Here is a 25702-nt window from a genome sequence, read left to right as displayed (position 1 = left end):
ATACATTATGACTTTTATGAATATATGTGCTCAATTATTACACTTTTATCTTTAACGAAGCAGAGCTTCGGGGAATATATCCCATAGAGATTCAAAGGTGATGTGCTGGGTGGCGCTCGACCGCGGCATCGCCATCGCCCGGAGCTTCGGCTTCGACGCCCCGCTCGAACGGTGGGAGCGCGAACGCGAAGCGATCAAAAGCGCGGTGCTCGGTCGCGGATTCAGCCAGAGGCTGAACGCTTTCGTCCAGCGTTTCGACACGGACATCCTCGATGCAAGCCTGCTGATTCTGCCGCTCGTCGGCTTTCTGCCGGTTGCCGACAGCCGCGTCCAGGGCACCATCGAAGCCTGCCGGAAGCATTTGATGGACCAGGGATTTGTCAGCCGGTACCACGCCGATGACGGATTCAAAGGAGATGAGGGCGGTTTTCTGCTCTGCAATTTCTGGATGATCGAGTGCCTCGCCCTGTCGGGAAAAATTGCTGAAGCCGAAAAGCTGCTCGACACAACGATGCACGCCGCCAACGATCTCGGACTCTTTTCGGAGGAGTACGATCCCCGAAGCAAGGCGATGCTCGGCAACTTTCCGCAGGCCTTCAGCCACATCGGCTACATCAACGCCGCAGCCTCGCTGATCGGCAGCAAACGACCAGACGCGAATCCGTCATGCGAAAAATGAACGACCAGCAGTTCGACATGGCCGCGCACCACTTCTTCAACCGGCTGGATGCGGAAGTGCAGAAATGGACAATTGCAAAAGAGGAAAACCGAGGCGGGCAAGGATAGTTCAGTGGCGCGACGGTAATCCGGAGATTGTCGGCTATCTCCTGCCATTCTGCGACGACTCGCTCCGCGACCGAATCGCCTCGATGCGGAACGACCTCAGCCATTGCGTTCCGCCTTGCAAGGAAACTTTCGACCGCAGAGGCGACGAAACGCAAAGGCGCTCACCCGTCGAGCCGTTCCTGCAACTCCAGCAACCGCGCTTCAAGCGCATCGAGCCTGGACTTCATCTCGCCAAGCCCGCGCACCTGGGCCTCCTGGCGGAGCTGGTCGCGCATCGGCTGGGCGGGTACGCCGCGAATCGCCTGACCCGGCTCCATGAACGATTTGGAAATCCCCGCCTTGGCCGCCACCGAGATGCGGTCGGCCAGTTCGAGATGGCCCGCGAAGCCCGCCTGCCCGCCGATGAGGCACCGGCGTCCGATCTTCACGCTGCCGGAAATTCCCGCCTGCGAGGCGATAACCGTGTCGCCGCCAATCCGGCAGTTGTGGGCGATCTGCACGAGGTTGTCGATCTTGGCCCCCTTTTCGATGACGGTTGCCCCCATCGTCGCCCGGTCGATCGTGGTGTTCGCGCCGATCTCGACATCGTCGCCGATCTCGACCGTGCCCATCTGCGGAATCTTGATGTAAGAGCCATCCTTCTGCGGCGCGAAGCCAAAGCCATCCGCCCCGATCACCGTGCCGCTGTGAATCGTGACCCGGTCGCCGATCACCGTGCCGTCGTAAATGGTCACGAGCGGATAGAGTTCGCATCCGGAACCGACCGTCACGCTATCCATGAGCACCGTGTTGGGGCCAATCACCGTGTCGTCGCCGATGACGCAGTTCTCGCCGATCACCGCGTTCTCGCCGACCGACACGTTCTTGCCGAAACGAGCCGACGAAGCGACCGAGGCCGATGCTGCGATGCCGGGAGCCGCGATGCGGCGTTTGCCGGAGAAGTGCTGGAGGATGAACACAAAGGCCGTGTAAGGATCGGCAACCCTCAGAAAACTGGTTCCGGCTGGAGCCTCTTCGAGCGGAGCCTTCTGGCCGACGATGACCAGCGAAGCGCCGGTCGAGCCGATGTGGCGGTAATACTTTTCATTGGCCACGAACGTGACCTGGCTCGCCGCGGCCTCTTCGATCTTGGCCGGTGACGTAATCTCGATGTCGTCCGCGCCGACCAGCTCGACCGGATCAAAGCAGCGCCCCAGAAAGGCTTTAATTTCCGCAATCTTCATGGTGTAGTAACTGACAGGGAATGCCAGAAAATTTACTTATAATTTTAATCGGATTTACTATATTCCAAATCCTTTCCCGTTCCGGTTACGGCACAGCAATGAAGGTATCCGGTAAACGAAGATGAAGGCGTAATATAATTCGTTTCATCAGAAAAAGCAGTGAGCGATGGAAACACCAATCAAAATAGTCGCTGGACGCAGCAATCCCGAACTTGCGGAAAAAATCGCCGATTATCTCGGCATGCCACTTTGTGACGCAAAAGCGGAGAATTTCTCGGACGGCGAAATTTCGGTCAACTACTTCGAGTCGATCCGGGGCTCGGACATGTTCATCATCCAGTCCACCAATCCCCCGGCTGACAATCTGATGGAACTGCTCATCATGATCGACGCCGCCAAGCGCTCTTCGGCGTACCGGATCACCGCCGTTCTGCCCTATTACGGCTATGCCCGTCAGGACAGAAAGGACAAGCCCCGCGTGGCGATCACCGCCAAGCTCGTGGCCAACCTGCTCACGCAGGCCGGAGCCGACAGGATTCTGACCATGGACCTGCACGCCCCGCAGATTCAGGGCTTTTTCGATATTCCGTTCGACCACCTCTATTCGAGCGTGGTGCTGATCGACCATGTCAAGAACATGGATATTGCCGACAACCTCGTCGTGGCTTCGCCGGACGTAGGCGGCGTCAAGCTCGCCCGCAAGTTCGCCTCCGAACTCGGCACCGAGCTGGTGATCGTTGACAAACGCCGTCCGAAAGCCAACGTGGCTGAAGTGATGAACATCATTGGCGACGTCAGAGGCAAAAACGTGCTGCTCGTCGATGACATGATCGACACGGCAGGAACCATCGTCAACGCCGCCAAGGCGATCAAGGAGGCCGGTGGCCTGAAGATTTACGCCGCGGCCACCCACCCGATCCTTTCCGGCCCGGCCATCGAGCGCATCAACAACTCGGTGTTCGAAAAGGTGATCGTCACCGACTCGCTGGTCAGCGAGCACGACTACTGCCCGAAAATCGAAACCGTCACCATCAGCAATCTCTTCGGCGAAGCCATCAAGAGAATCTATGACGGAGAGTCGGTCAGCTATCTGTTCGACATCAAGAACATCTCGCACAAAATTACCAACAATCATTAATTACAAGCGTTAACTGTCAAAGGAGCCAGAGGAAGAGCATGGAAACAAGAGCATTGTCTGTCAACCTTCGCGATGTGAAGAAAAAAGAAGCCGCCAGACTGCGCAAGCAGGGCATAGTTCCGGCTGTGGTCTATCATAAAGGAGAGGAAACCGTTGCCATCAGCGTCGATGAAATCAGCCTGCGCAAACTCGTCCATTCGGCGGAGTCGCACCTGATCGACCTTCAGTACCCCGACGGCAAATCCGTCCGGTCATTCATCAAAGATGTGCAGTTCGACCCGGTAACCGACCGCGTCATTCACGCCGACTTCCAGCGCTTCTCGGCTGACGAAGTGGTCGAGATGGAAGTACCGATTCACCTTGAGGGCGAATGCGCCGGCGTGAAGATCGGCGGAGGCAAACTCCAGATCAACCAGCACACGCTGACCCTGAAGGGCAAGCCGGAGGCTATGCCGGAGCACTTCACCATCGATGTCACCCCTCTCGAACTGGGGCAGACACTGCATATCAGTGACCTTCAGACCGTCGCGCCGGAAGGCATCCAGATTCTCGGCGATGCCGACGCCTCTGTGCTGTCAATCATGGCCCCGAGAAAAGAGGCCGAAGCCTCCACCGAAGAGGCTTCCTCAGAGGGTTGATCCGCCTTCGACCTCTTTGCGAAATGAACACGAGCCGCCTTTTCAAAAAAGGCGGCTTTTTTTTCGTCTCATGGTTTGCAATCGTGCGGCATGTATCGTTTTTTTGAGGATATTTTGAGACCTGTCCATTAACCTGTTCCCGATGGCCGCGCAACGAGCAAGCAAATCATCCATGCCGGTACTCTACCGAATCGTGCCGGGACTCGGCCTCCTGAGCGCTGGCAAACGCGCCGCCGGCCTGTTTTACCTGCTCTCGACGGCGGCCTTCCTTGCCCTCTTTGCCGCGCGTTTCGACCTTTTCCTCATCAGCATCCGTTCGATCTTCGCCGGAGTGACGCTGCTCGCGCTCTCACCCGCCGACTTCAGCCAGATATTCACCATCGAAACGCTCGAGTTCTGGATCGCCGCACTCTATCTGCTGATAACGCCATACCTGCTTCTGCGCTTTTCCGTGCGCTCGTACCGCAAAGCGCTCCGGGAGCAAGAAACCGGCCAGTCCGGCAAAGCGAGTCTCTGGCAGCTCGGCATGATTTCGTTCAAGCGCAACGACATTTCGGTAGCGGCCTCGATGGTGATCTTCGTACTCTACTCGGTCGCCTTCCTCGCGCCACTGCTCTCTCCATTCAGCCCCTACGACCAGCAGGATTTCCTCGTCACCGCCTACCGGCCGCCGCTGACACGCCTCGAAGCGCTGGTGCTCCGCCAGCACCGGACGGTGATCATTCCGCTCAGACAAGAAAACGACCTGACTTCAAGAGCGGCCAACACACTGATTCTCGAAAGCCAGAAGCTCCGGTCGCGCAACGAGGCGCACAACCTGAAGTTCGTCAACAACTACCACATCGAAGGCAACGAGGTGCTGTTCCGGCAAGGCATGAGGGAAAAAAGCCTGCCACTCACCGATCTCGTCAACGTTTCCGGAAACAGCCAGAAGCCGGAGTACGCCGTCACCAAAACCTTTCTGCTCGGCACCGACCAGTACGGGCGCGACATCTTCAGCCGCGTACTCTACGGCTCGCGCATCTCGCTCTCGATCGGCTTTCTGGTGGTGCTCATCTCGGTGTCGCTCGGCACGGTCATCGGCATCTCGTCGGGCTATTTCGGCGGCTGGGTGGACAGCTTTCTGATGCGCATCGTCGATGTGCTCATCGCCTTTCCGGCGCTCTTTCTGATTCTGATTATCATCGCCACCTTCGGCAACTCGATCTACCTGATCGTCATCACGCTCTCGTTCACCGGCTGGATGGGCGTGGCCCGAATCGTGCGCGGGCAGGTGCTCTCGCTCAAGGAGCAGGAGTTCATCCTGGCGGCCAGGTCGCTCGGTCTCTCCAACCTGCGCATCATCTTCCGCCACCTGTTGCCCAACACGCTCACGCCGGTGATCGTGGCCGCCACGCTGCGCATCGGCAGCATCATTCTGACCGAAGCAGGCCTCTCCTTCCTCGGCCTCGGCGTGCAGCCGCCCACGCCGAGCTGGGGCAACATCATCAACGAGGGGCGCGACAGCCTCTTGAACCACTGGTGGATTTCGACCTTTCCCGGCGTGGCGATTCTCTCGACGGTGGTCTGCTTCAACCTCATCGGCGACGGCATCCGCGACGCCCTCGACCCGAGGATGCGCGGATGAGCGGGCGTATCGACAACGATCCGGAGCGCTGGGAGGTGCTCGAATCGGCCTACCTGCACCGCCGCCCGTGGCTCACCGTGCGGCGGGACAAGGTGCGGCTCACGAGCGGACGAACGATCGACGACTACTACGTGCAGGAGTTTCCGGCGTGGGTAAACGTGCTGGCCATCACGGAAGCCGGCGACGCGGTGCTCATCCGCCAATACCGCCACGGCCTCGGCGAGGTGTCGTGGGAGCTGCCCGCCGGAGTGCTCGATGAGGGAGAATCGCTGCTCGACGGAGCGAAACGGGAGCTGCTCGAAGAGACCGGCTACAGCGGCGGAACGTGGAAGCCGTTGATGGAGTTGAGTGCAAATCCTGCTCTTCAGAATAACATCTCCTACTCATTCCTCGCTGAAGGGGTGAGCCTCGCTGGTTCGCAGCAGCTCGACCCGACCGAGGAGATCACCGTGCACCTGACGCCGCTGGAGCGCCTGCGCGAGATCGTTTTCGACGGTGGAATGATTCAGGCCCTGCACTCGGCCCCGGTGCTCAAGTACTTTCTGCAACGCGGCTGACCGGCGGAGGGAGAGGCGCGGCATGAAAAAGCAGAAACAGCTCGACCTGCTCGAAGCGGCTCTCGTCTCGACGGGGCGCAAGGTTCGGTACGAAAAAGGGAGCTTCATCGGCGGAGACTGCCGGGTGAAAGAGAACATGATCGTGGTGGTCAACAAATTCCTGCCCATCGAAGGCAAAATCGCCACCCTCGCCGGGGTGCTCCGCCACCTCAACCCGCCCGGCCTCTCGGCGGACGTCGCCAAAATCCTCGACACGCTCGCCCCCGCCAACCTCTTCAGCAGGGAGAACGGGTAGGAAAGGGCAGCCGCAAGGGACTGCCCTTCTTCGACAAACCGCTCCCCCGCCCCTACAAAGAGGGCGGGCATAAAACCCGCCCCTACAAAACATCAATCCTGCGTTCACACTGTCCGTGCCTGTCCACCCACGGACTAACACGGACAAACACAGACCTTCACGGACAACGACCTGAAAAAATCACCCCCCTCAATACCACGCCGTCTGCTCGCTCCGCGACCGCACTTCGACCGACGGGTGCTGCGAGGCGAAGCGGGCGAGCAGGCCGCGCTGGACGAACGGCATCGAGGAACCCGGCACGATCAGCATCCGGCGCGGACGGGCCGAGGCGATCCACACATCGAGCCGCCGCCAATCCCTTTCGCTGAACCTGCCGATCCAGAGCACCACGTCGGCCCCGTCCGCACGCTGCGTTTCGAGCTGCTTCAGCCCCGAAACAAGCAGCCACGACCGCGCTTTGGCGTCGATTTTGAGCACACGCTCCGCCGGACGGCGGACGGCAAACTGCCGCGACTCCGGCATGAATCCGGCGCCGAACGGCTGAAGCTGCTCATCCGAAGCGGACGAAAGCAACCCCGCCACAGCCGTCGGCACGGCAAGGCCCCACAGCTCCGCCTGCCGCCGGATGCGCTCCCGATCCATCGGCTGGCGAGCAGCATTGACCAGCAACGTTTCGCCGCCCGACGAAAAAAGCACCGCCACATCCCGTCCGAAATTGACCGTCACCATCTTCGGCGGCTCCGGAACCGGGCGAAGCGCATCATGCCAGAGCAACAGGTTCAGGCCGACCAGCACGGCAATCGCCAGCCGACCTCGCGCCCGATTGAACAGCGCATGAAGCCCGAACGCGATCATCAGGTACATCGCCGCCACCCGGAACAGATCGGGATGCACCTCAACGCTGGCAAACGGCAGGCGTCCGAACAGCTCGACCCACCAAAGCGCGATGCGGGCGAACAGCCACGAGCTGAGTCCGAAAAGCTCCGCCACGCCGCCAGCAAAGCCGTGAAACAGCACCATCGGAAACGAAGCGTACATGGCCAGACTCGAAAAAAACACCACCGGCACGTTGGCGATAATGCCAGACGGCGAGAAGGTGCCGAAATAGAACGCAATCACCGGGCTGATGCCGATCATCGCCGAAAGGCTCACGCTGAACGCGCTCCACAAAAGATGCCCAAGATGCCGCCACGCCCCCTTCCCGTCAGGCACGAGGCCTGAAAGCCACGGATAGATCGTCATAATACCCGCCACCGCGCCGTTGGTCATCTGAAATCCCGGATTGAAGAGTTCGAGAGGATCAATCAGAAGAATAAGCAGATCAGCCGTGGCCAGAAGGTTCAGCGGATATCGCTTTTGTCCAATTTCGCGCCCAACAAAAATCACCGAAGCCATGATCGCCGCCCGCCGGGTCGAGGGCGCATTGCCGGTCACGAAACTGTAGAGCGCAATCACCGCCACGACAATGACAAGCGACACCCACCTCCCCGTCGGCCTGACCCGCAGGCGCTGCACAGCGAGGCTGACCGCAGAGGCCAGCAGCGCCACGTGAAACCCCGAAACGACCAGCACGTGCGCCGTACCGGTCAGCCGGAAAGCGTCATAGACCTCCTCCTCGACCATCTCCCGCTCGCCAAGCATCATCCCCTTGATAAAGCCCCGCTCCGCCCCGCCGGGAAAACGCAGGTCGATGGCCGACGTCAGGTAGTTGCGCGCAGGATTGACAAACGCCCGAATCGGCGAGAAGCCCTGCTTCGCTGACTCCCGGAGCACCTGCCACGGTCCGGCGCAGAAAATCTGGACGTGCGTTCCCTTCAGACGCTCCCGGAAACGAGCATCATACTCGTCCCGGTTCGACGCGCCGGGAATCAACGCAGGCCTCCCCTTCACCCTGACGAAATCGCCCTCCTGAAACCGTGTTTCCTCGTCTCCCGGCATCCGGACGACAACCTTCGCCCAGTCCGAAACCGGCGTCGTGCGGCCATCCTCGAACACTTCGCACACCCGCACCCGCATCCGCGCCTTGCCGTTGCTCACGACAGGGCGGCCATCCACGATGCCGGAAAGGATCACCTCCCGCCCGATCCACGAAAGCAGCGACGGCGAAGGCGCGAGCCGGAACGCCGCCGAAGCGTGAAACGCAAACGCGGCAGCCACCATCAACAGATAGCTCGCCGCACAAAGCACGGAGACCTTGCCGGATGGCAACCGCTTGCGATTCACGAAAAGCAGCAGTCCCGTCACGACGCACAAGAACGTCGCGACGCCAAGCCACGCAAAGGGCGAAACCGGCAAAGCGAACGCCAGCGCAATACCGAAAACGGCGTACGCAAGCAAACGTAGCGCGGGATGAGCTGGAAGGAAATACCGCTTCATAAAAGGGGTTATGGCGGTTATTTCAGAATTCAGGCAACAGGATAATTTAGTATATTCCGGTCATTTCCCGTTCAAACCGAAAAAAAAACCTTACCCGGATGCTTGTCAAAGAGATACTCGACGCCAGAACCGAACCGGTCTTCAGCCTGGAATTTTTCCCCCCGAAAAAACAGGAAGACTGGGACAAGCTCTTTGCAACCATCACGAATCTCAACCCCCTTGAACCTTCATACGTCAGCGTGACCTACGGCGCGGGCGGCTCCACGCGCGAGCGTACGCACAATCTGGTCACGAGAATCCAGCAGGAAACCGGCCTGACGGTCGTGTCGCATTTGACCTGCATCGGCGCGGAGAAGTGCGAGATCGAAAGCGTCCTGAAGCTTTACCGTGAGCACGGCATCAAAAACGTGCTGGCGCTCCGGGGCGACAAACCCGCCGACATTCCGACGCTCGAAGAGGCGATCAAAGACTTCCCCCACGCCATCGACCTGGTGCGCTTCATCCGCGAAAACTTCCCGGAAATGGGCATCGGCGTGGCGGGCTTTCCCGAAGGCCACCCCGAAACGCCGAACCGGATGAAGGAACTCGAATTCCTCAAGGAGAAGGTTGACGCGGGCGCGGACTACATCGTCACGCAGCTCTTCTTCGACAACCGCGACTACTTCGACTACGTCGAGCGCTGCGATCTGGCGGGCATCACCGTACCGATCATCCCCGGCATCATGCCGATCATGAGCAAAAAAGGGATGATCCGCATGGGCGAACTCGCCCTCGGCTCAAGAATCCCGTCGAAGCTGCTGCGCAAGGTACTCGAAGCGTCGGATGACAAAGAGGTCGCCGAAATCGGTGTCAATTGGGCCACCAGCCAGGTACAGGAACTGCTGGATCACAAAGTAAAAGGCATCCACTTCTACACCCTCAACCTCTCCGAAGCGACGCTGAAGATATTCAGGAATCTGAAGCGGGGGTGAGATAGCGATGATATTTGACTGTTACAAACGCTGAGTCTACTCAGTTTTACAGCCAAATATTTTTGTCTTCTTATAAGGAATCCAACGGCAAGCGATGAAGCTTTATAGCATAAAAATAAAAACATCAACGATGTAGTAGAATATATTTTTTAACATAAAAAAATATTCCTCCTAAACATCTGCATCGACCTCATCACAGAAAACCGAACCTTGGCCTCTTATTTTATCATCCAAATATTTTTGCAATTTAATATACCATAAAACAAAACCAGTCAACATCAAAATAAAACCCAAAACACCAAAAATAATCACAATAGTCAAATATAAACTATAGAGTTTATCATAATAACCCATAATCTCTATATCATTCTGAACCTCTCCCATCATCTTATCATATATAATTTTACTCGAATCACTCTTTGCACTAATATCTTTAGTTTTTTTTGCCCCCAAAGCCTCTCTTCGCTGGGCATTACGTATCGCATCATCTAAACGCATAAGCGCAATATCATCCTTAATTTTTAGCTTTGTAATCCTACTATTCGCATCAACATTTCTAACCATTTGAACATCAACGAAACGTACAAAAACATAAATACTAAGGCCGATCAAAACAAGACCAAAAACAGCCATAAATTTATATAAGTTATCGGTCGGCACTTTAATCATAAGCCACAATTTTAGCTTATTAACAAAATAAAATTAATATAACTTTAGTATTTCACAATCCCAGAACAAACTGCAATACGTTCCATTTCTCATCTTTCAGGCATTACAGCTCACCGAAACCCAACCGCCGCATAACCGACCCAATGGCGCGGCGAAGCAATCGCCGTCCGGCCCATTTGCAGATCATCGACTTTCAGATGCGGCTGGGCGATGCTGGTGGCGCAGCAACCACACCAACTCCCTCGCACCTTCATACATTTTCACCAACCACCATCGTCACCACAGCACCCTCTTTCGCGGCACTCTTCTCAAGGGTGAATGCGATAACATCCACTCCAAGCGCAACCTCAAGCTCGGCAATTGTTTTCAGAGTCGGGTTGGCGTCGCCGGAGAGAATCCGGCTGATGTACGACGCCTTCTTCCCCATTTTCTCCGCAAGCTCCCGCTGGGTCATACCGACCGATTTCAGCTTTTCCGACACCGTGGCTGCAAAACCGAGCTGCCGGTTCACATACTTCTTTGTACCAAGAGGTATCGTATCCAAAACATTCTTAAATAATGACATAGCTATTCCCTGTTACCGTTCCTGTCCAAAATTCAACGCACCACGCAAAACACCGGTGTGGCGCTCAACAAGAATGCGACCTGAATAAATCCTGCTCATCAAAAGCTTGTGCACCCGCTGCAACTCCTCAACCGAAGCGCTCAAATGAGCATCCTGCTGGTAGGTCCGCGTTCTCTTCACCCCTCCGTTGCCCGCAATCAGCAGGAAATTTTTCCGTCCTCAAACAGTAAAGCCTTAATTTTCCGTCGCTTAATGCAACGACATAATCCCACCGTTTGCCCTCTTTTTCCTTGAAAAACTCACGAACGAAACCATACTCATTCACCATTTCATTCAGTTTGGCGGCAAGCCTCGAAAAAGACAAATGCTCCTGCGCAACCTCCTTGTTTTCAAGAAACTTGTCGAACTCCGTACGCGACTCGCCTTCATACTGAATCGTATAAAGAGAACCGCCGTCGCCCGACGCGACCGGCACAATGGAAAAGCCCTGTTTCACTTTTAAGTTAAGTATTATGAAAAACAATCACAACATCAGAGCGGAGCCGCGAATGATCGCGAAAGTGAAGGATTGTAACGATAACGTATTTTATGGTAATCACTTGTCGAATCCGGGCAATTTGGGTAAGGGGTAATCGCTCAGGATCAACAGAAACTTTATACGGTCAAGATACGGAAAAACCGGAAACCCGGATATGCGGGCAAGGGTTGGCCAGCGAAAAAAAAGATTATCCGAGCCTCACCGAAACCCAACCGCCGGATAACCAACCCAATGCCTCTCCGTGGCAATCGCCGTCTCCCCCATTCCCAGATCATCGACTTTCAGATGCGGCTGGCTGATGCTGGTGGCGTAGGCAATCGGGACTCCCGATAACGGATCGCTTTTTTCGAGCCGCTGGAGATCGAGCGCCGTCAAAAGGCCGACGGGAATGGCGTAGCGGCCGCACCAGCTCCATTTTGATTCTTTGAAATTATCCGGATTGGTCGTGTGGCTATAAAACCGGGCGATTTTTTGCTTGGTCAATTCTGACTGGAAACATTGGCTGATGATTTCCCTGTCATGCGCTTCGGCCAGTTCATTGGCCCTGCTGCCCGTCCCGAAATAAGCGAAATTGTGCCCGCCCCACGCTTCTTCGCCATAGTGCACGGCGTCGGATGAAATGAGGATGGCGACATCTTTTCCCCAGCGCAAATCATGCTTTTTCATCACGGCAAACAGCACTTTGGCAAGGTGCTGACTAACGGTTTGCATCCGCTCGAAATCCATGAAAGGCACCAGAATGCTGATGATTTCAACATCACGGTTCTGGTGCTGCAAAAACGGAATCATCGCCTCGACGGAATATTCCTCGCTCTGCATCGGATCGTGCACAACCGCCGTGTCGGCAGGCAAACGATTGATGATTTCATCGCGCAGCGGCGACACCGTGACCTTTCCGTACGGGCCGCGCCATGAGCTGAAGCTGTCGAACACAAGGCGGTTTTCGAGATCGTAGCGCCACGCTTTGTGCGCGACGCCGAAGATGATGACCGTCTTTGCCTTGATATTCCGCAATACGGCAGGATAGAGCCAGCCTGCGTACGCATAATCGTCGTGCGGGCAAATCGCCGCCCGCCACGCGGTTCCCTCTGGCTGCTCCGTTCGGGCCAGATCGTCGCGATTGAGCGACCTGATTCGCGCCATAACGGAGTCCATCTGCCATGCCCGATGCGCAAACCCAACCGTGTCGGCCAGAGCGCGAGTCGATGGCGCAGCGTCAGCGCGAGCTGGCAATGTGCCGCTCGCAAGCATGAACGCGAAAAAAAGAAAAATTGAGACAGCGGTTCGCATGACAGGTTGCTTTAGAAAGCTTTCGGTGGACGCTGTGGACAGAGTGGACGGCAATGACCCGTCCACTCAAGTCCGCAAAGTTCACTTCCTCCACACTTTTACACCTCGTTCTGCACGAGCTGCTCATAGGTGTCGCGGCGGCGCGTCAGCGTGACTTCGTCGCCATCGACCATCACTTCGGCGGGGCGGAGCCGTCCGTTGTAGTTGGTGCCCATGACCGAGCCGTAGGCTCCGGCGGAGAGCACGGCGAGCAGTTCGCCTTCGGGGGCGTCGTCGATGGTGCGGTGGCGGGCGAAGAAATCGCTCGATTCGCAGACCGGCCCGACCACGTCGGCGACAACGCTCTTGTCGTGCTGCTTGACCGAGAGCACTTCGTGGTGCGACTGGTAGAGCGCCGGGCGGATCAGCTCGGTCATGCCCGCGTCAACGATGAAGAACTCCTTGCCGATATGGTTTTTCTTGCGATACAGAATTCGGGTCACGATCACCGAGGAGTTGGCCGCGATGAACCGGCCCGGCTCGAAAATGACCGTCACGCCCTTGTCTTCGAGCATCGGAATGAGCTTTTCGGCAAACTTCGAGATCGGCGTGGCGGGCTTCTGCGGATCGTAAGTGACCGGAAAGCCGCCGCCGAGATCGAGCCATTTGATGTCGAAGCCGAGATGCCGCGCCGATTCGAGCACTTCGAGCAGCTTCTGCGTGGCGGCGACGTAGTACTCCGGATCGAAAATCTGCGAGCCGATGTGCATGTCGAGGCCGTGCAGTTCGAGGTTCGGCAGCGTCCTGAACAGCTCGAACACCTCGGCGAGTCCATCTTCGTCGATACCGAACTTCTCCTTGCTGTCGCCGGTGGTGATGTAGGGGTGGGTTTCGGCGGTGACGTTGGGGTTGATCCGGACGCCGACCTGCGCCACCTTGCCGAGACGCTCGGCGACGCGGTCGATCACCTTCAGCTCCGAAATCGACTCGGCTTTAATCATCATCACGCCGGAAACCAGGCCGTACTTGATTTCAGCATCAGTTTTACCGACGCCCGCCATGATGATTTTGTCGGCGGGCACTCCAGCCTTGAGGGCGCGATAGAGTTCGCCGCCCGAGTTGACGTCGCAGCCGCAACCCTCTTCGGCAAGCGCCCGGATAACCGAGAGATTGAAGTTCGCCTTGACCGAGTAGCAGGTGAAGTGCGGCAAGGAAGCGAACGCCGCCTCGAACTCCCGGTACTGACTGACCAGACTCTGCCTGCTGGTTACAAAAAGTGGTGTTCCGAACTGCGCGGCCAGCTCGTCGAGCGCGACCGATTCACAGCGGAGGGTTCCGTCAGAAAATGAAAAAAAATGACTATCCAGCACGATGCGCCCTTGTTGTTTAGGTGATGGGTGAAAAGACTCAATAATAAGCGTTTCCTGAACTCGAAACAAAAAAAACGGAGAGGCTTGCATTATAGGATCGCTTGCTGTATATTCGTTGCTCTTAAAATAACTAACTGACCGACGCTACTGATGGCAAAAGGTAAAGAGAACAGAATCGTAATTACTCTCGAGTGCACCGAGGCGAAAAAGGAAGGCAAAACCGTTTCGCGGTACACCACGACCAAGAACAAAAAGAACACGACGGAGCGCCTTATTCTCAAGAAGTACAACCCGAATCTGAAAAGGCACACCGAGCACAAAGAGATCAAGTAATTAGCATTATCGTTAAAAAGAGCTTATCTTCAAGATGTGCCTTTTTTGACAATGCCCGAATGGCGGAACTGGTAGACGCACTCGTTTCAGGGGCGAGCGCCGAGAGGTGTAGGAGTTCGAATCTCCTTTCGGGCACCAATAATATGCAAGAGTCTCATGTGCAAACAGATCGGAGTTAAGGATTTCACCCGTTTGTTGTTCTGAAATAATTTTGAATACAAGCAAGCACCTTCTACAGAGGTGCTTTTTTTGCTTCTTTTTAATTTCTAAACCGGTGTCGTAGTGGATCATACAAAAATTAATCTCATCGTTCGCCTTCAGCACATCGACAACATGATCGAAAGCATCATGAGCCTGCAGAAGGGCCTGCCGGAGGAGATTTCGGCCCTCGAAGAGGACCTCTCGTTCACCTCTCGCCAGATCGAGGCCCGGAAGAAAATTGCCGATGAGCATCTGAAGCTGCGTGAGCGCCTGAACGGCGTCATCAACGATTGCAGGGAAAAAATCAAATCGTTCAAGGAGAAGCAGACCCTGGCCCGCAACAACAAGGAGTACGATGCCCTCTCCAAGCAGATCGAATACGAGGAGAAGGAGATCGCCCAGGCCGAAATCCAGCTTCAGGACATTGCCCACGCCGAGCACCACTCGCAGGAGTTGCAGAACAAGGGACGCGACCTGATCGCCGAGAACCGTTATGACGAGATTTCCGAAGAGATGATGCCTGACGATGTCTTGCAGCAGCAGATGGAGGACCTCGGTCGGCAGGCCCGGCAGAAAAAAGAGGAGCTGGAGGGCATCGTGGTCGAAACCGCCGAAGAGGTCACCCTGCTCAGGAAGGTTCTCGCGGATCAGCGGGCGGTAGTCGCCAAAGAGGCCAAGCGTCTGCTCGACAAATACGACCATCTCAAGAGCGGCACCTTGCAGAACGCCGTGGTCAAACTCGACCGCCAGGCCTGCTCCGGCTGCAACACCAGGGTGCCAACCAACCGCCACACCCTGATCGTGCAGGGCGGCTTTTACGTCTGCGAATCGTGCGGCCGCATCGTGGTGCACGAGCGGCTCTTCGATGAAGCCGCAGCAGAAGCACAGCAGTAAATACCGTAAAGAACTACCGAAACGGATTGCTCCTTTCGGCAGTTTCTGTTTTATGGCTCTCTTCTGGGAGAGCCCGATGTTCTTCTACATTGCTGAAACCGCAAGCGTGCAGTCGCTGTATGGCGCAGGCCATGCAGAGGAAAGTCCGAACTTCACAGGGCAGGGTGCCGGTCGAGAACGTCGTTCAAGGCCGGGGGCGGCGGCGCAAGCCGCTTGTCACAGAGAGTGCAACAGAAAGCGAACCGCTCCGGCTCCGGCTGGAGTAAGGGTGAAAAGGGGGTGTAAGAGACCACCAGGCAGGTCAGCGATGCCCTGCGCTATGAAAACCTCCCCGAAGCAAGGCCAAATATGGAAGCATTTTCCGCAAGGAAAGAAGGGTTGCCCGCCCAACGTTTCCGGGTAGGCCGCAATAGATAAATGATTGCAGCTTCACCACTTGATGGTGATCCACAAAATTCGGCTTACAGCTTCGGTTTCGGCTTTTTTTATCCCGCCCGTCTCATCCTCCGTTTTGCAGCACCTGCCTCACCTTGTCGAGCAGCACCGGAACCGCGAACGGTTTTTGCAGAAATGTCAGCCCTTCGTCAAGCACGCCGTGCCGTGAAATGATGTCTTTGGTGTAGCCCGACATGTAGATCACCTTGATGCCCGGCATGAGGCCGCTCACCTTTTCATACAGCACCCGTCCGTTCATGCCGCGCATGACCAGATCGGTCAGCAGCAGCTCCGGCGTGAACGCGCCGCTTTCAATCAGCGCGAGCGCCGCCTCTCCGCTCTCCGCCGCGCGAATGTCGAATTCCTCTTCGTCGAGCGCCTGCACGACGAATTTGCGCACCATCTCGTCATCCTCGACAACCAGTACCTTCGCCCCGTTGCTTTTCTGTTGCGACTTCGGTTCATCAGGCTGAGCCGGTTCGGGTTCGCTGGCCTGGAGTGGAAAACATATCCTGAACGAAGCCCCCGCGCCCGGTATGCTGCTCGCCTGAATGATGCCGCCATGCTGACGGACGATGCCGTAAACCGTCGCAAGACCGAGACCGGTTCCCTGCCCCTTGGGCTTGGTAGTGAAAAAAGGCTCGAAAATATGGGCGAGCGTCTCCCGCTCCATCCCGACGCCGGTATCGGTGACGGTCAGCACGGCGTAGTTACCGGCGGGCAGCCCCTCGAAATATTTCTCGCACCCGCTCTCGATCACCAGCGTGGAGGTCTCCATCTTCAGTTCGCCGCCCGACGGCATAGCGTCCTCGGCATTGACCGCCAGATTCATGATGATCTGTTCAAGCTGGCTGGCATCCCCCTGCATAACCAAAGCCCCTTCGTGCAGACGATAGCGGATATCGATATCGGCCCGAATGGTTCGTCGCAAAAGTTGCCCGAAGTCGCCGATCACGCTGTTCAGGTCAATCATCCTGAATTCGAGCGCCTGGCGGCTGCTGAAGGCCAGGAGATGGCGGACCAGGTCGCGAGCCCTGAGCGCCGCGTGATGAATGACTTCGATGCGCTTCAGGCGCTTGTCCGTCTCCGGAAAAGCGTGCGAAAGCATCTCGGAATAACCGAGCACCGGCGTCAGAAGATTGTTCAGGTCATGAGCGATACCGCCAGCCAGCCGGCCAATCGATTCGATTTTCTGCGACTGGAAAAGCTGATGCTCCAGCCCGGCGCGCTCTTCTTCAGCCTTTTTCCGGCGGTCGATGTCGCGAAGAAAGACCAGAGCGCCTTGCTGACCGGCAAAGGTGAACGGCACGGCGGAAACCTCTACAGAGGCCTCAGCGCCGTCGAGACGCAGAATCCGCTCTTCGAGAATCGGCGCCGCCTGCTGGCTTTTATTGAGCTGGCGGATTCTTTCGGCAACCAGGTCGCGGTAATCGGGATGAATCAGATCGACGACCCGCCGTCCAAGAATCTCTTCCGCTTTCGACGCCCCGAACAGTGAGACCGCGGAACGATTCAGGTAAGCAAAACAACCGCCCGTCTGTATGAAGATGGCGTCCGGTGCGGACTCAACGACCGACCGGAAGCGCTCCTCGCTTTCGCGCAAGGCTCTTTGCGATTCGAGCCGCTCGGTAATATCCTGCACGGTGGCGACCCTGTAAATGAGCTGCCCATCCGTATCTTTTACGCCCACCACATCCATCTGAACCGGAAAGGCGGCGCCATCCTTGCGCATCATCCTGGCATGGTAACTGCAAAATCCCGTGATGTCGGTTACCTTTAAATTGTTCCTGACGGTTTCCTGGTCTTCGGGCACGTAAAGGCTGACGATGGAAGCACCTTCGACCTCCTCGACAGACTGGCCTCGCATACGCGCGAACGATTCGTTACAGGTCAGCACGACATTTTTGCCAGGCACGCCTATGGCGATGCCGTGGGCGCAGAGCCTGAAAGCATCCGCCCAGCGGCGGGTCTGCATCTCCTGCTCGATGCGCTCGGTAATGTCTCTGGCAACGGCGTAAAGCATGCCCTCTTCAAGCGAAGTGCTGTTCCACTCAAACCAGTGATACGAGCCGTCTTTGGCGCGGTAGCGATTCACGAAATTGCGCGATCCGGCTCCCGCCACCAGTCTTTGGATTTCCTCGCCGGTGGACTCCAGGTCATCGGGATGAATCAGTTCGAGAAATGGAATCGAGAGCAGCTCCTGCGCGGCATACCCAAGCGTTTGCTGCCATGCCTGGTTCACTCTGGTGAAGCATCCGCTGGAGGCGGAAGCAATACACACCATATCCGGCATGAGATTGAAAAGCCGTTCAAACTCGATCTCCGCTCGTTTGTGCTGGCTGACATCCCTTGCCATGCAAAGAATGCCGCTCACCTCGCCGGAGGCATCGAAGACGGGCGTCTTCTTGACGCGAAACCACGACTTTCCCGACAAGCCTCCGATGCTCCAGTCCCCCTCCAGCGGCTGGCGCGTCTTCAAGACTTCGGCGTCACGCGAGACGTACAACGCCGCGACTTCGGGCGAAAACAGCTCCGCGTCTCGCTTGCCGACGATCTCCCCGGCGCTTTTGCCGAGAAAACGGCACAAGGCCGGATTGACGCGGCGGTAAACGAAGTCGCGGTCTTTCAGAGCGAAAAAATCGGGCGTGGCTTCGAGCAGCGCGCCCGTAAAGCGTTGCTGTCCGGCAAGCTCAGTCTGAAGCCCGTCGATGCTGCGATGGGCCTCTTCAAGCTCCTGTCTCAACCTCCGGATTTCATCGTCCCGATGCTCCGCCAAAGGCTTTTCAGACATCTTCACCTATGGTTTGAACCGTGACATCGCCATCGTCGGACACATTGATCACAAGACTCACCGGACGGCAGCACACCTCGCAATCTTCGATATACTCCTGATGCTCGACCGAGCAATCGACCAGCACCTCGAAACTCTGCGCGCAGTAAGGACATTGTACAATAACCGTTTGTTCAAGCTCCATGATCGACCTCCGGAATTTTTGTTTTTAAAAAACCTGCCGTGAAATCTGCGCGCCAAAACGGCCATCGCTTCGGACACGAACCTTCTGAGAAAAACAACCGACACGGTACGGATGTTTCACGAAAACCGGAATTTTTGCAGCTTCTCGCAAGCCTCCTCAAGCACACAGGCCTCTTTGGCGAAGCAGAAGCGCACGAGATGCTCGCCGCCGCCGTCGTGGTAGAAGGCCGAGCCGGGCACCGAGGCGACGCCGGTGTCGCGCAGGATGCGCATCGCCCGCTCCCGCGCCGTCGCGCCCGGCACGCAGTCAGTGCTGGCAAGCACATAATACGCGCCCTGCGGAACGTGCGGCGCGAGACCCGCCTCGGCGAGCGCCTTGCAAAAGAGATCGCGTTTGGCCTCGTACTCCGCCGACAGTCCAAGATAATAGTCGTCACCGAGCGCGCGAAGTCCCGCCGTGACGCCCGCCTGAAGCGGCGAGGCCGCGCAGACGTAATAGAGATCGTTGAAGTAGCCGATGGAGGCGGCCCAGCGCTCGTCAGAGAGCGCGTAACCGATGCGCCAGCCGGTGACGCTGAAGGTTTTGGAGAGGCCGGAAATGGTAATCGCGCGCTCCCTCATGCCGGGCAGCGCCGCCATCGACACGTGCCGGCGACCGTCAAAAACGAAGTGCTCGTACATCTCGTCGGTAAAGACGAAGAGGTCGTGGCGGATGGCGAACTCCGCCAGAAGCGAAAGTTCGTCGCGCGAGAAGACCTTGCCGGATGGATTGGCTGGCGTGTTGACAAGAATCGCCTTCGTTTTCGGCGTGATCGCCGCTTCGAGATCGTCGATTCTGAACGACCAGCCGTCCGACGGATCGAGCGGCACGAACACCGGCGAGGCCTCGACCGCCCGAAGCGTCGAGACGTGGTAGCCGTAAAACGGCTCGAAGACAATCACCTCGTCGCCCCGGTTCAGGAGCGCCTGAAACGCGCAGTACATCGCGCCGGTCGCGCCTGCGGAGACGACGACTTCGCGGTCGGCGTCGAACCCGACGCCGGTGAAGCGCCGCTGCTTGTCCGCAATCGCCTGACGCAGTTCGCGAATACCGGTGTGGTGGGTGTAAGTGTTGCCGCCCTGCATGAGCGCATCCGCCGCTCCCTGCAAAACTACCGGCGGCACCGGCGTATCGCAAACGCCCTGCGAAAGATTGATGCCGCCCATGCGGGCGCACTCGATCGACATCGAGCGAATATCGGACTGCATCACCAGCCCGCAGCGCTCGCCAAGATTGAGACTCATGAAATGAACAGAATTGGATAGAATGGATAATTGAGGATAGCTGCCGCCATCAAAACTCAATAATAGACAAACTGCTGAAACATCCCACGCCGGGCAGAAAAACAAACTCCCCCGGCTTGACGGACGGGGGAGTAAAAAAAAGGAAGACAATCAGGCTTCAGGCTTTGGCCGGAGGCTGCACGGTGATCGTCACCTTTTCGAGCGTCTCTCTGGACTCGGTTTGCTGCGGCAGGAACGGGAGCGAAAAAGGAAGCTGCGGCAGCGAGAAGGGTAACTGCGGCAAAGAAATCGCCGGAAGCTGAATTTGCGGGAGCGAGAACGACGGCAGTGAAATCTGCGGAAGCGAAATGGCGGGCAGCGGAAGCTTGCTGATCACGTCCGCAATCTGCTCCTTGAAGGGAATCGGAAGCGCCATCGGCCCCTGCTGAATCGCCTCGACGACCAGCCCGGCAGCGCCCTGGATGGACTCCATCATGTCGCCGAGAGCCTCCTTGCCGCCCATCTCGCCGCGCTGGATGCGGCCAATGAGATTCTGTACGCCCGGCACGATCTGCTGCGCGGTGTCCTTGCCCATATCGGCGGCGTAAGCGATGAGGCCAAACGGATTGCTCAAAACGATGCGGCGCACCTCTTCGGGGCGCGAAAGCACTTTGACCGTGCCCTCGGTAGCGATGGTGGCCTGGCAGGCCATGCGGCCGCCTGCGGCGATCTGGCGCGGAGAGAGGAACGCTTTCTCGACATCGGTAAGCGGAGCGAGGCACTCCGCGCCTTCCTGAACGGTGACGTAGCAAGCCTGGCAAAGGCCGTGGCCGCCGCAGACATAGCCCACGTGGCTGTGGTTGAGCCTGGCAGCCTTGCCGACGGTTTCACCGACGGAGGCCTGGGCTGTTTTGTCGTTGATAATGAGATTCATGGTGGTGGTGGTGGTTTTTCGTTTGCAAAGGCCCCATGCACTCGCCGTCAACAAAAAGCTGAACGGCACAGGGAACTACGATGCAGGGATTTGATGGGGATAATTTAGTAAAAAAATTCCATCCCCGATGCAAAGATCATGTGTCGAATGACAGGGAAAATCAGGGCCTGAAACGCTCCATATACCAATCCTCCCGCCGACTCATCGCCGCTCTGAGTTCGTCGGTTTCGTCGTCGTGGCCCATCAGATGCAGCGCGGAGTGGATGGTTACTCGGAGCAGTTCGGCGTCGAAGCTCACGCCGAAGCGTTTGGCGTTGGAGTCGATCACGTCGAGGGAGATGTAGAATTCGCCTTCGACCTCCCCACCTTCGTTGTAACCGAAGGTGATGGTGTCGGTTGCATAATCGTGGCCGAGGAAGTCGCGGTTGATGCGGCGGATCAGCTTGTTGCCGCAATAGACGGCCTCGATAGCACCGACCGCGCCGCCCTCCTCGCTGACCACGAGCCGGACGGCTTCGACGAGACGCGCCTCGTCAATCGTGCGGTGCGTCGTGTTAAAGATTTGCAGCGGCATGGTTTTTCGATGCCGACGCCTTGAGCATGGCGTCGATCTGCTTGAGGTTGTTGCGGTGCACGCGGATGGTGAGCTGCACCTCCTCGTCGATGTGCTTTTTGTCGATCACCTCGGCGTGGTCGTAGAGGTAGCCGATCAGCTTGTAGTTCGAGACGTGCGTGCGCACCTTGCGCGTCTTGTAGTCGCGGGCGACGTGGTTGGCGATACTCTCCTTGAGCGCCGTGAGGTTCAGGCTGCGCGCGGCGGAGATGAAGACCGCGTCGGGATACTTGCCTTGCAGGCCGGTCAGCACCGACGGGTCGCCGAGCGCGTCGATCTTGTTGAACACCTCGATCATGTGGTCGTGCTTGACGCCGATCTCCTTGAGCGTCTCGCGCACCACCTGCATCTGCTCCTCGAAGGCCGGATGACTTACGTCAATGACGTGCAGCAAAAAGTCCGCTTGCAACACTTCGTCGAGCGTGGATTTGAAGCTCTCAACCAGCGTGTGCGGCAGCTTGCGGATGAAGCCGACCGTGTCGGAGAGCAGCACCAGCTTGTTGATCTTCAGTTCAAGCCGCCGGGTCTTGGTGTCGAGCGTCGCGAAAAGGCGGTTCTCGGCGTAGGCCTCGGCTTCGGGGCAGAGGGCGTTCATCAGCGTCGATTTGCCCGCGTTGGTATAGCCCACCAGCGCCACGCGCGGCACGGTCGAGCGGCCACGGGTCTGGGTGTCGTGCTGAAGCGAAACAGCGCGGAGCTTCTTTTTGAGCGAGGCGATGCGGTTGCGCACGAGTCGGCGGTCGGTCTCGATCTGCGTTTCGCCGGGGCCTTTGGTGCCGATGCCCCCCTTCTGCTTCGACAGGTGCGTCCACGCGCCGGAGAGCCGCGGCAGGAGATATTCGAGCTGCGCGAGTTCCACCTGCATCTTGGCTTGCGACGATTTGGCGCGGATGGCGAAAATCTGGAGTATGAGGCCGGTTCGGTCGATCACCTTGCACTTGAGAATGCGTTCGAGGTTCCTGGCCTGCACGGGCGTCAGGTCGTCGTCGAAAATCACGATGTCGATTTCGTCAGCCTCGACCAACCCGGCAAGATCCTCGGCCTTGCCGCTGCCGATGCAGGTGGCCGGATCGGGCTGCTTTTTTTCCTGGATGATGGTGGTGATAACGTCAGCTCCCGCCGTATCGGCAAGAAACTTCAGCTCGTCGAGGTACTCTTCGACAAGGTGCCGGGGAGTGTCGGGCGTGGAGGTGATGCCGACGAGCACGGCTCGCTCACGGGGTTCCGGTGATGGAATGGTCGTCAAATGGATGGTCTGGGATAGATTCTTGCCGCAACAGCGTCGAGTGACAGGAGATAACGGCGAACGCCATTGCTGTTGCTATATTAGCGCCTTTATTTTATTTTGCCGTCACGTTCCTCTTAACATATTCCGGCCACGGAAAGTTACATATTTTTGCCACTCCGGCACACAAAATCAGGATGGCGGAAACGAAAATCAGGCTGGATTGCCCAACACGGCAACAGGCCACCCGACAACAGAGCAGCAAAAAAAACAGCGGCGAGAGTTTCATGAACTACAGCTACAACGGACAGACGGTACTTCACGACGCAGGCCAAAAGCTGTCGCTCCCGAACGCCTACGACTACTGCCGCCAGATCGCCCGGCACCACGCCAAGACCTTCTACCTCGCCACCAGGTTCCTGCCAAAACGCCAGCAGAACCCGATCTTCGCCATGTACGCCCTGTTGCGCACGGTCGATGACTTGGTCGATCTGGCGCAGGACAAGCTCAGCAACGGCCAGTTGACGCGCGCGGAACTCAACGACTCCATCGCCGACTGGAAGGTGCGACTCCGGGCCTGTTACGACTGGATGCCGAGCAACGACCCGATTCTCATGGCCTGGCAGGATACGCTGCGCCACTACTCGATCCCCATCGACCTGCCGCTCGACCTGATCGATGGCGTGGCGATGGACATCGATTTCCAGACCTTCGAGACCTTCGACGAACTCTACGTTTACTGTTACAAGGTCGCCTCGGTAGTGGGGCTGATGACGGTCGAAATTTTCGGCTACAGCAACAAGGAGGCCCTGCAACACGCCATCGACCTCGGCATCGCCATGCAGCTCACCAACATCCTGCGCGACATCGGCGAGGACATCGACCGCAACCGTATCTATTTGCCGCTTGAAGACTTACGCCGCTTCAACTACAGCCGCGAGGAGTTCATAAGCCGAACGATGAACGACCGGTTCGTCGCCCTCATGAAGTTCCAGATCGAACGCGCTCGCGGTTATTACGCATCGGCTGACCTCGGCATTCCGATGCTCGAAAAGAACAGCCGCCTGGCCGTCGGCATCAGCAGCCGCAACTACAGCGACATCCTCAAAGCCATCGAGGAGAACAACTACGACGTTTTCTCCCGCCGCGCCTACCGCTCGTTTTACCAGAAACTGAGCACCCTGCCATCGATCTGGCTCAAAACCAGAATCTCGGCCTGAACCGCGAGATTCAGATAACCCGTTTTATTTTTATCACTTCAGACCATCAGCATGTCCACAGCACCAGAACAGAAGAGCCAGCCAAACGATCCATCACCCGCAGTTTCGCTCAACGACCAGATGAAGCGCCGCTTCGAGGAGCGCGCGCACCTCGCCGAATCGGGCATCGAGCCCTATCCCTATAAATTTGACGTCACCGCCACCTCGAAAGCAATCATCGACAGCTTCAGCGACGAAAATCCCGCGGATGTTTCGGTTGCCGGTCGCATCATGGCGATCCGCAAGATGGGCAAGGCCTCGTTCCTGCACATCCAGGACTCCGTTGGCCGCATCCAGATATACCTCAAGAAGGACGAGGTCGGCGAGGCTTCGTACAACACCTTCAAGCTGCTCGACATCGGCGACATCGTTGGCGTCAGCGGCTTCACCTTCAGGACAAAAACCGGCGAAATCTCGGTACATGCCCGCCAGTTCGAGCTGCTCTCCAAGTCGCTACGCCCGATTCCCGTCGCCAAGGAGAAAGAAGTTGACGGCCAGAAGGTGGTTTTCGACGCCTTCAGCGACCGCGAGCTGCGCTACCGCCAGCGCTACGTTGACCTGATCGTCAACCCCGAAGTGCGCGACACCTTCATCAAAAGGACGAAAATCGTCGCCCTGATGCGAAACTACTTCGCCTCGAACGGCTGGCTTGAAGTGGAAACGCCGATCCTCCAACCGATCTACGGCGGCGCGGCGGCCCGCCCCTTCACGACGCACCACAACGCGCTCGACATGGAGCTGTACCTGCGCATCGCCAACGAGCTGTACCTCAAGCGCCTGATCGTCGGCGGCTTCGACGGCGTGTATGAGTTCGCCAAGGATTTCCGCAACGAGGGCATCGACCGCTTCCACAACCCGGAGTTCACCCAGGTCGAGCTGTACGTCGCCTACAAGGATTACGTCTGGATGATGGAGCTGGTCGAAGATTTACTGCACAAGGCGTGTTTGGAAGTGAACGGCAAGGATTCGACGATGTTTCTCGGCAACGAGATCAGCCTCAAGCCGCCGTTCCGCCGCCTCACCATCGCCGACTCGATCAAGGAGTTCACCGGCATGGAGATTCGCGGCAAATCCGAAGCGCAGCTCCGCGACATCGCCAAAGACCTCGGCCTCGAACTCGATCCGAAGATCAGCAGCGGCAAGATCATCGACGAAATCTTCGGCGAGTTTGTCGAGCCGAAGTTGATCCAGCCGACCTTCATCACCGACTACCCGGAGGAGATGTCGCCGCTCGCCAAGAAGCACCGCTCGGAACCGGGCCTCGTCGAGCGCTTCGAGCTAATCGTCGGCGGCAAGGAGGTGTGCAACTCCTTCTCCGAGCTGAACGACCCGGTCATCCAGCGCGAACGCCTCGAAGAGCAGGCCCGCCTCCGCCAGCGCGGCGACGACGAAGCGATGATCGTGGACGAGGACTTCCTCCGTGCGCTGGAATACGGCATGCCCCCCTGCGCCGGCCTCGGCATCGGCATCGACCGCATGGTCATGCTCCTCACCGGCGAAGACTCCATCCGCGACGTCATCTTCTTCCCCCACATGAAGCCGGAGTGAG

The 25702-nt window shown here is 57.5% G+C and carries 24 protein-coding genes, 1 tRNA gene and 1 other RNA gene; 13 read left to right on the top strand and 13 right to left on the bottom strand.

Annotated elements, in window-relative coordinates:
* Positions 1-76: 76 nt before the first annotated feature.
* Positions 77-679 carry a glycoside hydrolase family 15 protein gene (locus EST62_RS11950; RefSeq protein ID WP_167599342.1) on the top strand — a complete coding sequence of 201 codons (603 nt, stop codon included), beginning with the start codon at positions 77-79 and terminating at the stop codon, positions 677-679.
* Between the two features lie 268 nt (positions 680-947).
* Here EST62_RS11950 and lpxD read toward each other — a convergent pair whose 3' ends face one another.
* On the bottom strand, positions 948-2009 hold the full coding sequence (lpxD, locus tag EST62_RS11945) for a UDP-3-O-(3-hydroxymyristoyl)glucosamine N-acyltransferase (RefSeq protein WP_129052303.1): 1062 nt from the start codon (positions 2007-2009) through the stop codon (positions 948-950).
* A 166-nt stretch (positions 2010-2175) separates the two neighbouring features.
* On the opposite strand from lpxD, the gene EST62_RS11940 reads away from it, so the two are divergent.
* The 5 genes from EST62_RS11940 (at position 2176) to EST62_RS11920 (ending at position 6264) form a co-directional block, all read left to right on the top strand.
* Positions 2176-3147: a ribose-phosphate pyrophosphokinase gene (locus EST62_RS11940; protein ID WP_129052302.1), complete on the top strand. Its 972-nt coding sequence runs from the start codon at positions 2176-2178 to the stop codon at positions 3145-3147.
* 38 nt (positions 3148-3185) lie between these two features.
* On the top strand, positions 3186-3785 hold the full coding sequence (locus EST62_RS11935) for a 50S ribosomal protein L25/general stress protein Ctc (protein WP_129052301.1): 600 nt from the start codon (positions 3186-3188) through the stop codon (positions 3783-3785).
* Between the two features lie 172 nt (positions 3786-3957).
* Complete coding sequence (locus EST62_RS11930; RefSeq protein ID WP_371414698.1) at positions 3958-5412, top strand: ABC transporter permease; 1455 nt, start codon at positions 3958-3960, stop codon at positions 5410-5412.
* Positions 5409-5969, top strand: a complete 561-nt coding sequence (locus EST62_RS11925) for an NUDIX hydrolase (RefSeq protein ID WP_129052299.1) — start codon at positions 5409-5411, stop codon at positions 5967-5969. Before EST62_RS11930 ends, EST62_RS11925 begins: the two co-directional genes overlap by 4 nt.
* Before the next feature lie 22 nt (positions 5970-5991).
* Complete coding sequence (locus EST62_RS11920) at positions 5992-6264, top strand: hypothetical protein (RefSeq protein ID WP_129052298.1); 273 nt, start codon at positions 5992-5994, stop codon at positions 6262-6264.
* Positions 6265-6453: 189 nt separating this feature from the next.
* Here the strand turns inward: EST62_RS11920 and EST62_RS11915 are convergent, their stop codons facing one another.
* On the bottom strand, positions 6454-8640 hold the full coding sequence (locus EST62_RS11915) for a ComEC/Rec2 family competence protein (RefSeq protein WP_129052297.1): 2187 nt from the start codon (positions 8638-8640) through the stop codon (positions 6454-6456).
* A gap of 98 nt (positions 8641-8738) precedes the next feature.
* Between EST62_RS11915 and metF the strand changes: the two genes are divergently transcribed.
* Positions 8739-9611, top strand: a complete 873-nt coding sequence (metF, locus tag EST62_RS11910; protein WP_129052296.1) for a methylenetetrahydrofolate reductase [NAD(P)H] — start codon at positions 8739-8741, stop codon at positions 9609-9611.
* Between the two features lie 171 nt (positions 9612-9782).
* On the opposite strand, the gene EST62_RS11905 is transcribed toward metF, so the two are convergent.
* The 5 genes from EST62_RS11905 to lysA form a co-directional block, all read right to left on the bottom strand.
* Positions 9783-10280: a hypothetical protein gene (locus EST62_RS11905; protein WP_129052295.1), complete on the bottom strand. Its 498-nt coding sequence runs from the start codon at positions 10278-10280 to the stop codon at positions 9783-9785.
* Positions 10281-10530: 250 nt separating this feature from the next.
* Positions 10531-10845 carry a helix-turn-helix transcriptional regulator gene (locus EST62_RS11900; RefSeq protein WP_129052294.1) on the bottom strand — a complete coding sequence of 105 codons (315 nt, stop codon included), beginning with the start codon at positions 10843-10845 and terminating at the stop codon, positions 10531-10533.
* A gap of 127 nt (positions 10846-10972) precedes the next feature.
* Entirely contained in the window at positions 10973-11320 is a 348-nt protein-coding gene (locus EST62_RS11895; protein ID WP_129052293.1) for a hypothetical protein, read from the bottom strand.
* 261 nt (positions 11321-11581) lie between these two features.
* Positions 11582-12673, bottom strand: a complete 1092-nt coding sequence (amrB, locus tag EST62_RS11890) for an AmmeMemoRadiSam system protein B (RefSeq protein WP_129052309.1) — start codon at positions 12671-12673, stop codon at positions 11582-11584.
* Between the two features lie 98 nt (positions 12674-12771).
* On the bottom strand, positions 12772-14022 hold the full coding sequence (lysA, locus tag EST62_RS11885) for a diaminopimelate decarboxylase (RefSeq protein ID WP_129052292.1): 1251 nt from the start codon (positions 14020-14022) through the stop codon (positions 12772-12774).
* A 150-nt stretch (positions 14023-14172) separates the two neighbouring features.
* Between lysA and rpmG the strand changes: the two genes are divergently transcribed.
* The 4 genes from rpmG (at position 14173) to rnpB (ending at position 15930) form a co-directional block, all read left to right on the top strand.
* Positions 14173-14355 carry a 50S ribosomal protein L33 gene (gene rpmG / locus EST62_RS11880; RefSeq protein ID WP_129052291.1) on the top strand — a complete coding sequence of 61 codons (183 nt, stop codon included), beginning with the start codon at positions 14173-14175 and terminating at the stop codon, positions 14353-14355.
* 53 nt (positions 14356-14408) lie between these two features.
* Positions 14409-14493 (top strand) — tRNA-Leu (locus EST62_RS11875).
* A 144-nt stretch (positions 14494-14637) separates the two neighbouring features.
* The gene (locus EST62_RS11865; RefSeq protein WP_167599339.1) at positions 14638-15450 is read left to right on the top strand and encodes a zinc ribbon domain-containing protein; all 813 of its coding nucleotides are present in this window, start codon (positions 14638-14640) and stop codon (positions 15448-15450) included.
* Positions 15451-15545: 95 nt separating this feature from the next.
* Positions 15546-15930: RNase P RNA component class A (rnpB, locus tag EST62_RS11860), an RNA gene on the top strand.
* Positions 15931-15949: 19 nt separating this feature from the next.
* Here rnpB and EST62_RS11855 read toward each other — a convergent pair.
* From EST62_RS11855 to hflX, 6 genes are all read right to left on the bottom strand, one after another.
* On the bottom strand, positions 15950-18676 hold the full coding sequence (locus tag EST62_RS11855) for a PAS domain S-box protein (protein WP_129052290.1): 2727 nt from the start codon (positions 18674-18676) through the stop codon (positions 15950-15952).
* Positions 18669-18860 (bottom strand): CPXCG motif-containing cysteine-rich protein, encoded by a 192-nt coding sequence (locus EST62_RS11850; protein WP_129052289.1) that lies wholly within the window; start codon positions 18858-18860, stop codon positions 18669-18671. Before EST62_RS11850 ends, EST62_RS11855 begins: the two co-directional genes overlap by 8 nt.
* A 116-nt stretch (positions 18861-18976) precedes the next feature.
* On the bottom strand, positions 18977-20143 hold the full coding sequence (locus tag EST62_RS11845) for a pyridoxal phosphate-dependent aminotransferase (RefSeq protein ID WP_129052288.1): 1167 nt from the start codon (positions 20141-20143) through the stop codon (positions 18977-18979).
* Positions 20144-20300: 157 nt separating this feature from the next.
* Positions 20301-21056, bottom strand: a complete 756-nt coding sequence (locus tag EST62_RS11840) for a 2Fe-2S iron-sulfur cluster-binding protein (RefSeq protein ID WP_129052287.1) — start codon at positions 21054-21056, stop codon at positions 20301-20303.
* Positions 21057-21216: 160 nt separating this feature from the next.
* Positions 21217-21630 carry an rRNA maturation RNase YbeY gene (ybeY, locus tag EST62_RS11835; protein ID WP_129052286.1) on the bottom strand — a complete coding sequence of 138 codons (414 nt, stop codon included), beginning with the start codon at positions 21628-21630 and terminating at the stop codon, positions 21217-21219.
* Positions 21611-22915, bottom strand: a complete 1305-nt coding sequence (gene hflX, locus EST62_RS11830; protein WP_129052285.1) for a GTPase HflX — start codon at positions 22913-22915, stop codon at positions 21611-21613. The genes ybeY and hflX overlap by 20 nt, the downstream gene beginning before the upstream one ends.
* 266 nt (positions 22916-23181) lie before the next feature.
* Here hflX and EST62_RS11825 point away from each other — a divergent pair, with 266 nt between their 5' ends.
* Together EST62_RS11825 and lysS are read left to right on the top strand one after the other, a co-directional pair.
* Complete coding sequence (locus EST62_RS11825; RefSeq protein WP_129052284.1) at positions 23182-24114, top strand: phytoene/squalene synthase family protein; 933 nt, start codon at positions 23182-23184, stop codon at positions 24112-24114.
* Between the two features lie 51 nt (positions 24115-24165).
* Positions 24166-25701: a lysine--tRNA ligase gene (gene lysS / locus EST62_RS11820; RefSeq protein WP_129052283.1), complete on the top strand. Its 1536-nt coding sequence runs from the start codon at positions 24166-24168 to the stop codon at positions 25699-25701.
* The last annotated feature ends 1 nt before the right edge of the window (position 25702 follow it).

The sequence above is a fragment of the Chlorobaculum sp. 24CR genome (assembly GCF_004118635.1).
Classification (GTDB): domain Bacteria; phylum Bacteroidota; class Chlorobiia; order Chlorobiales; family Chlorobiaceae; genus Chlorobaculum.
The sequence above is the reverse complement of the archived record's forward strand: the minus strand, read 5'-3'. Positions and strand labels throughout refer to the sequence as shown.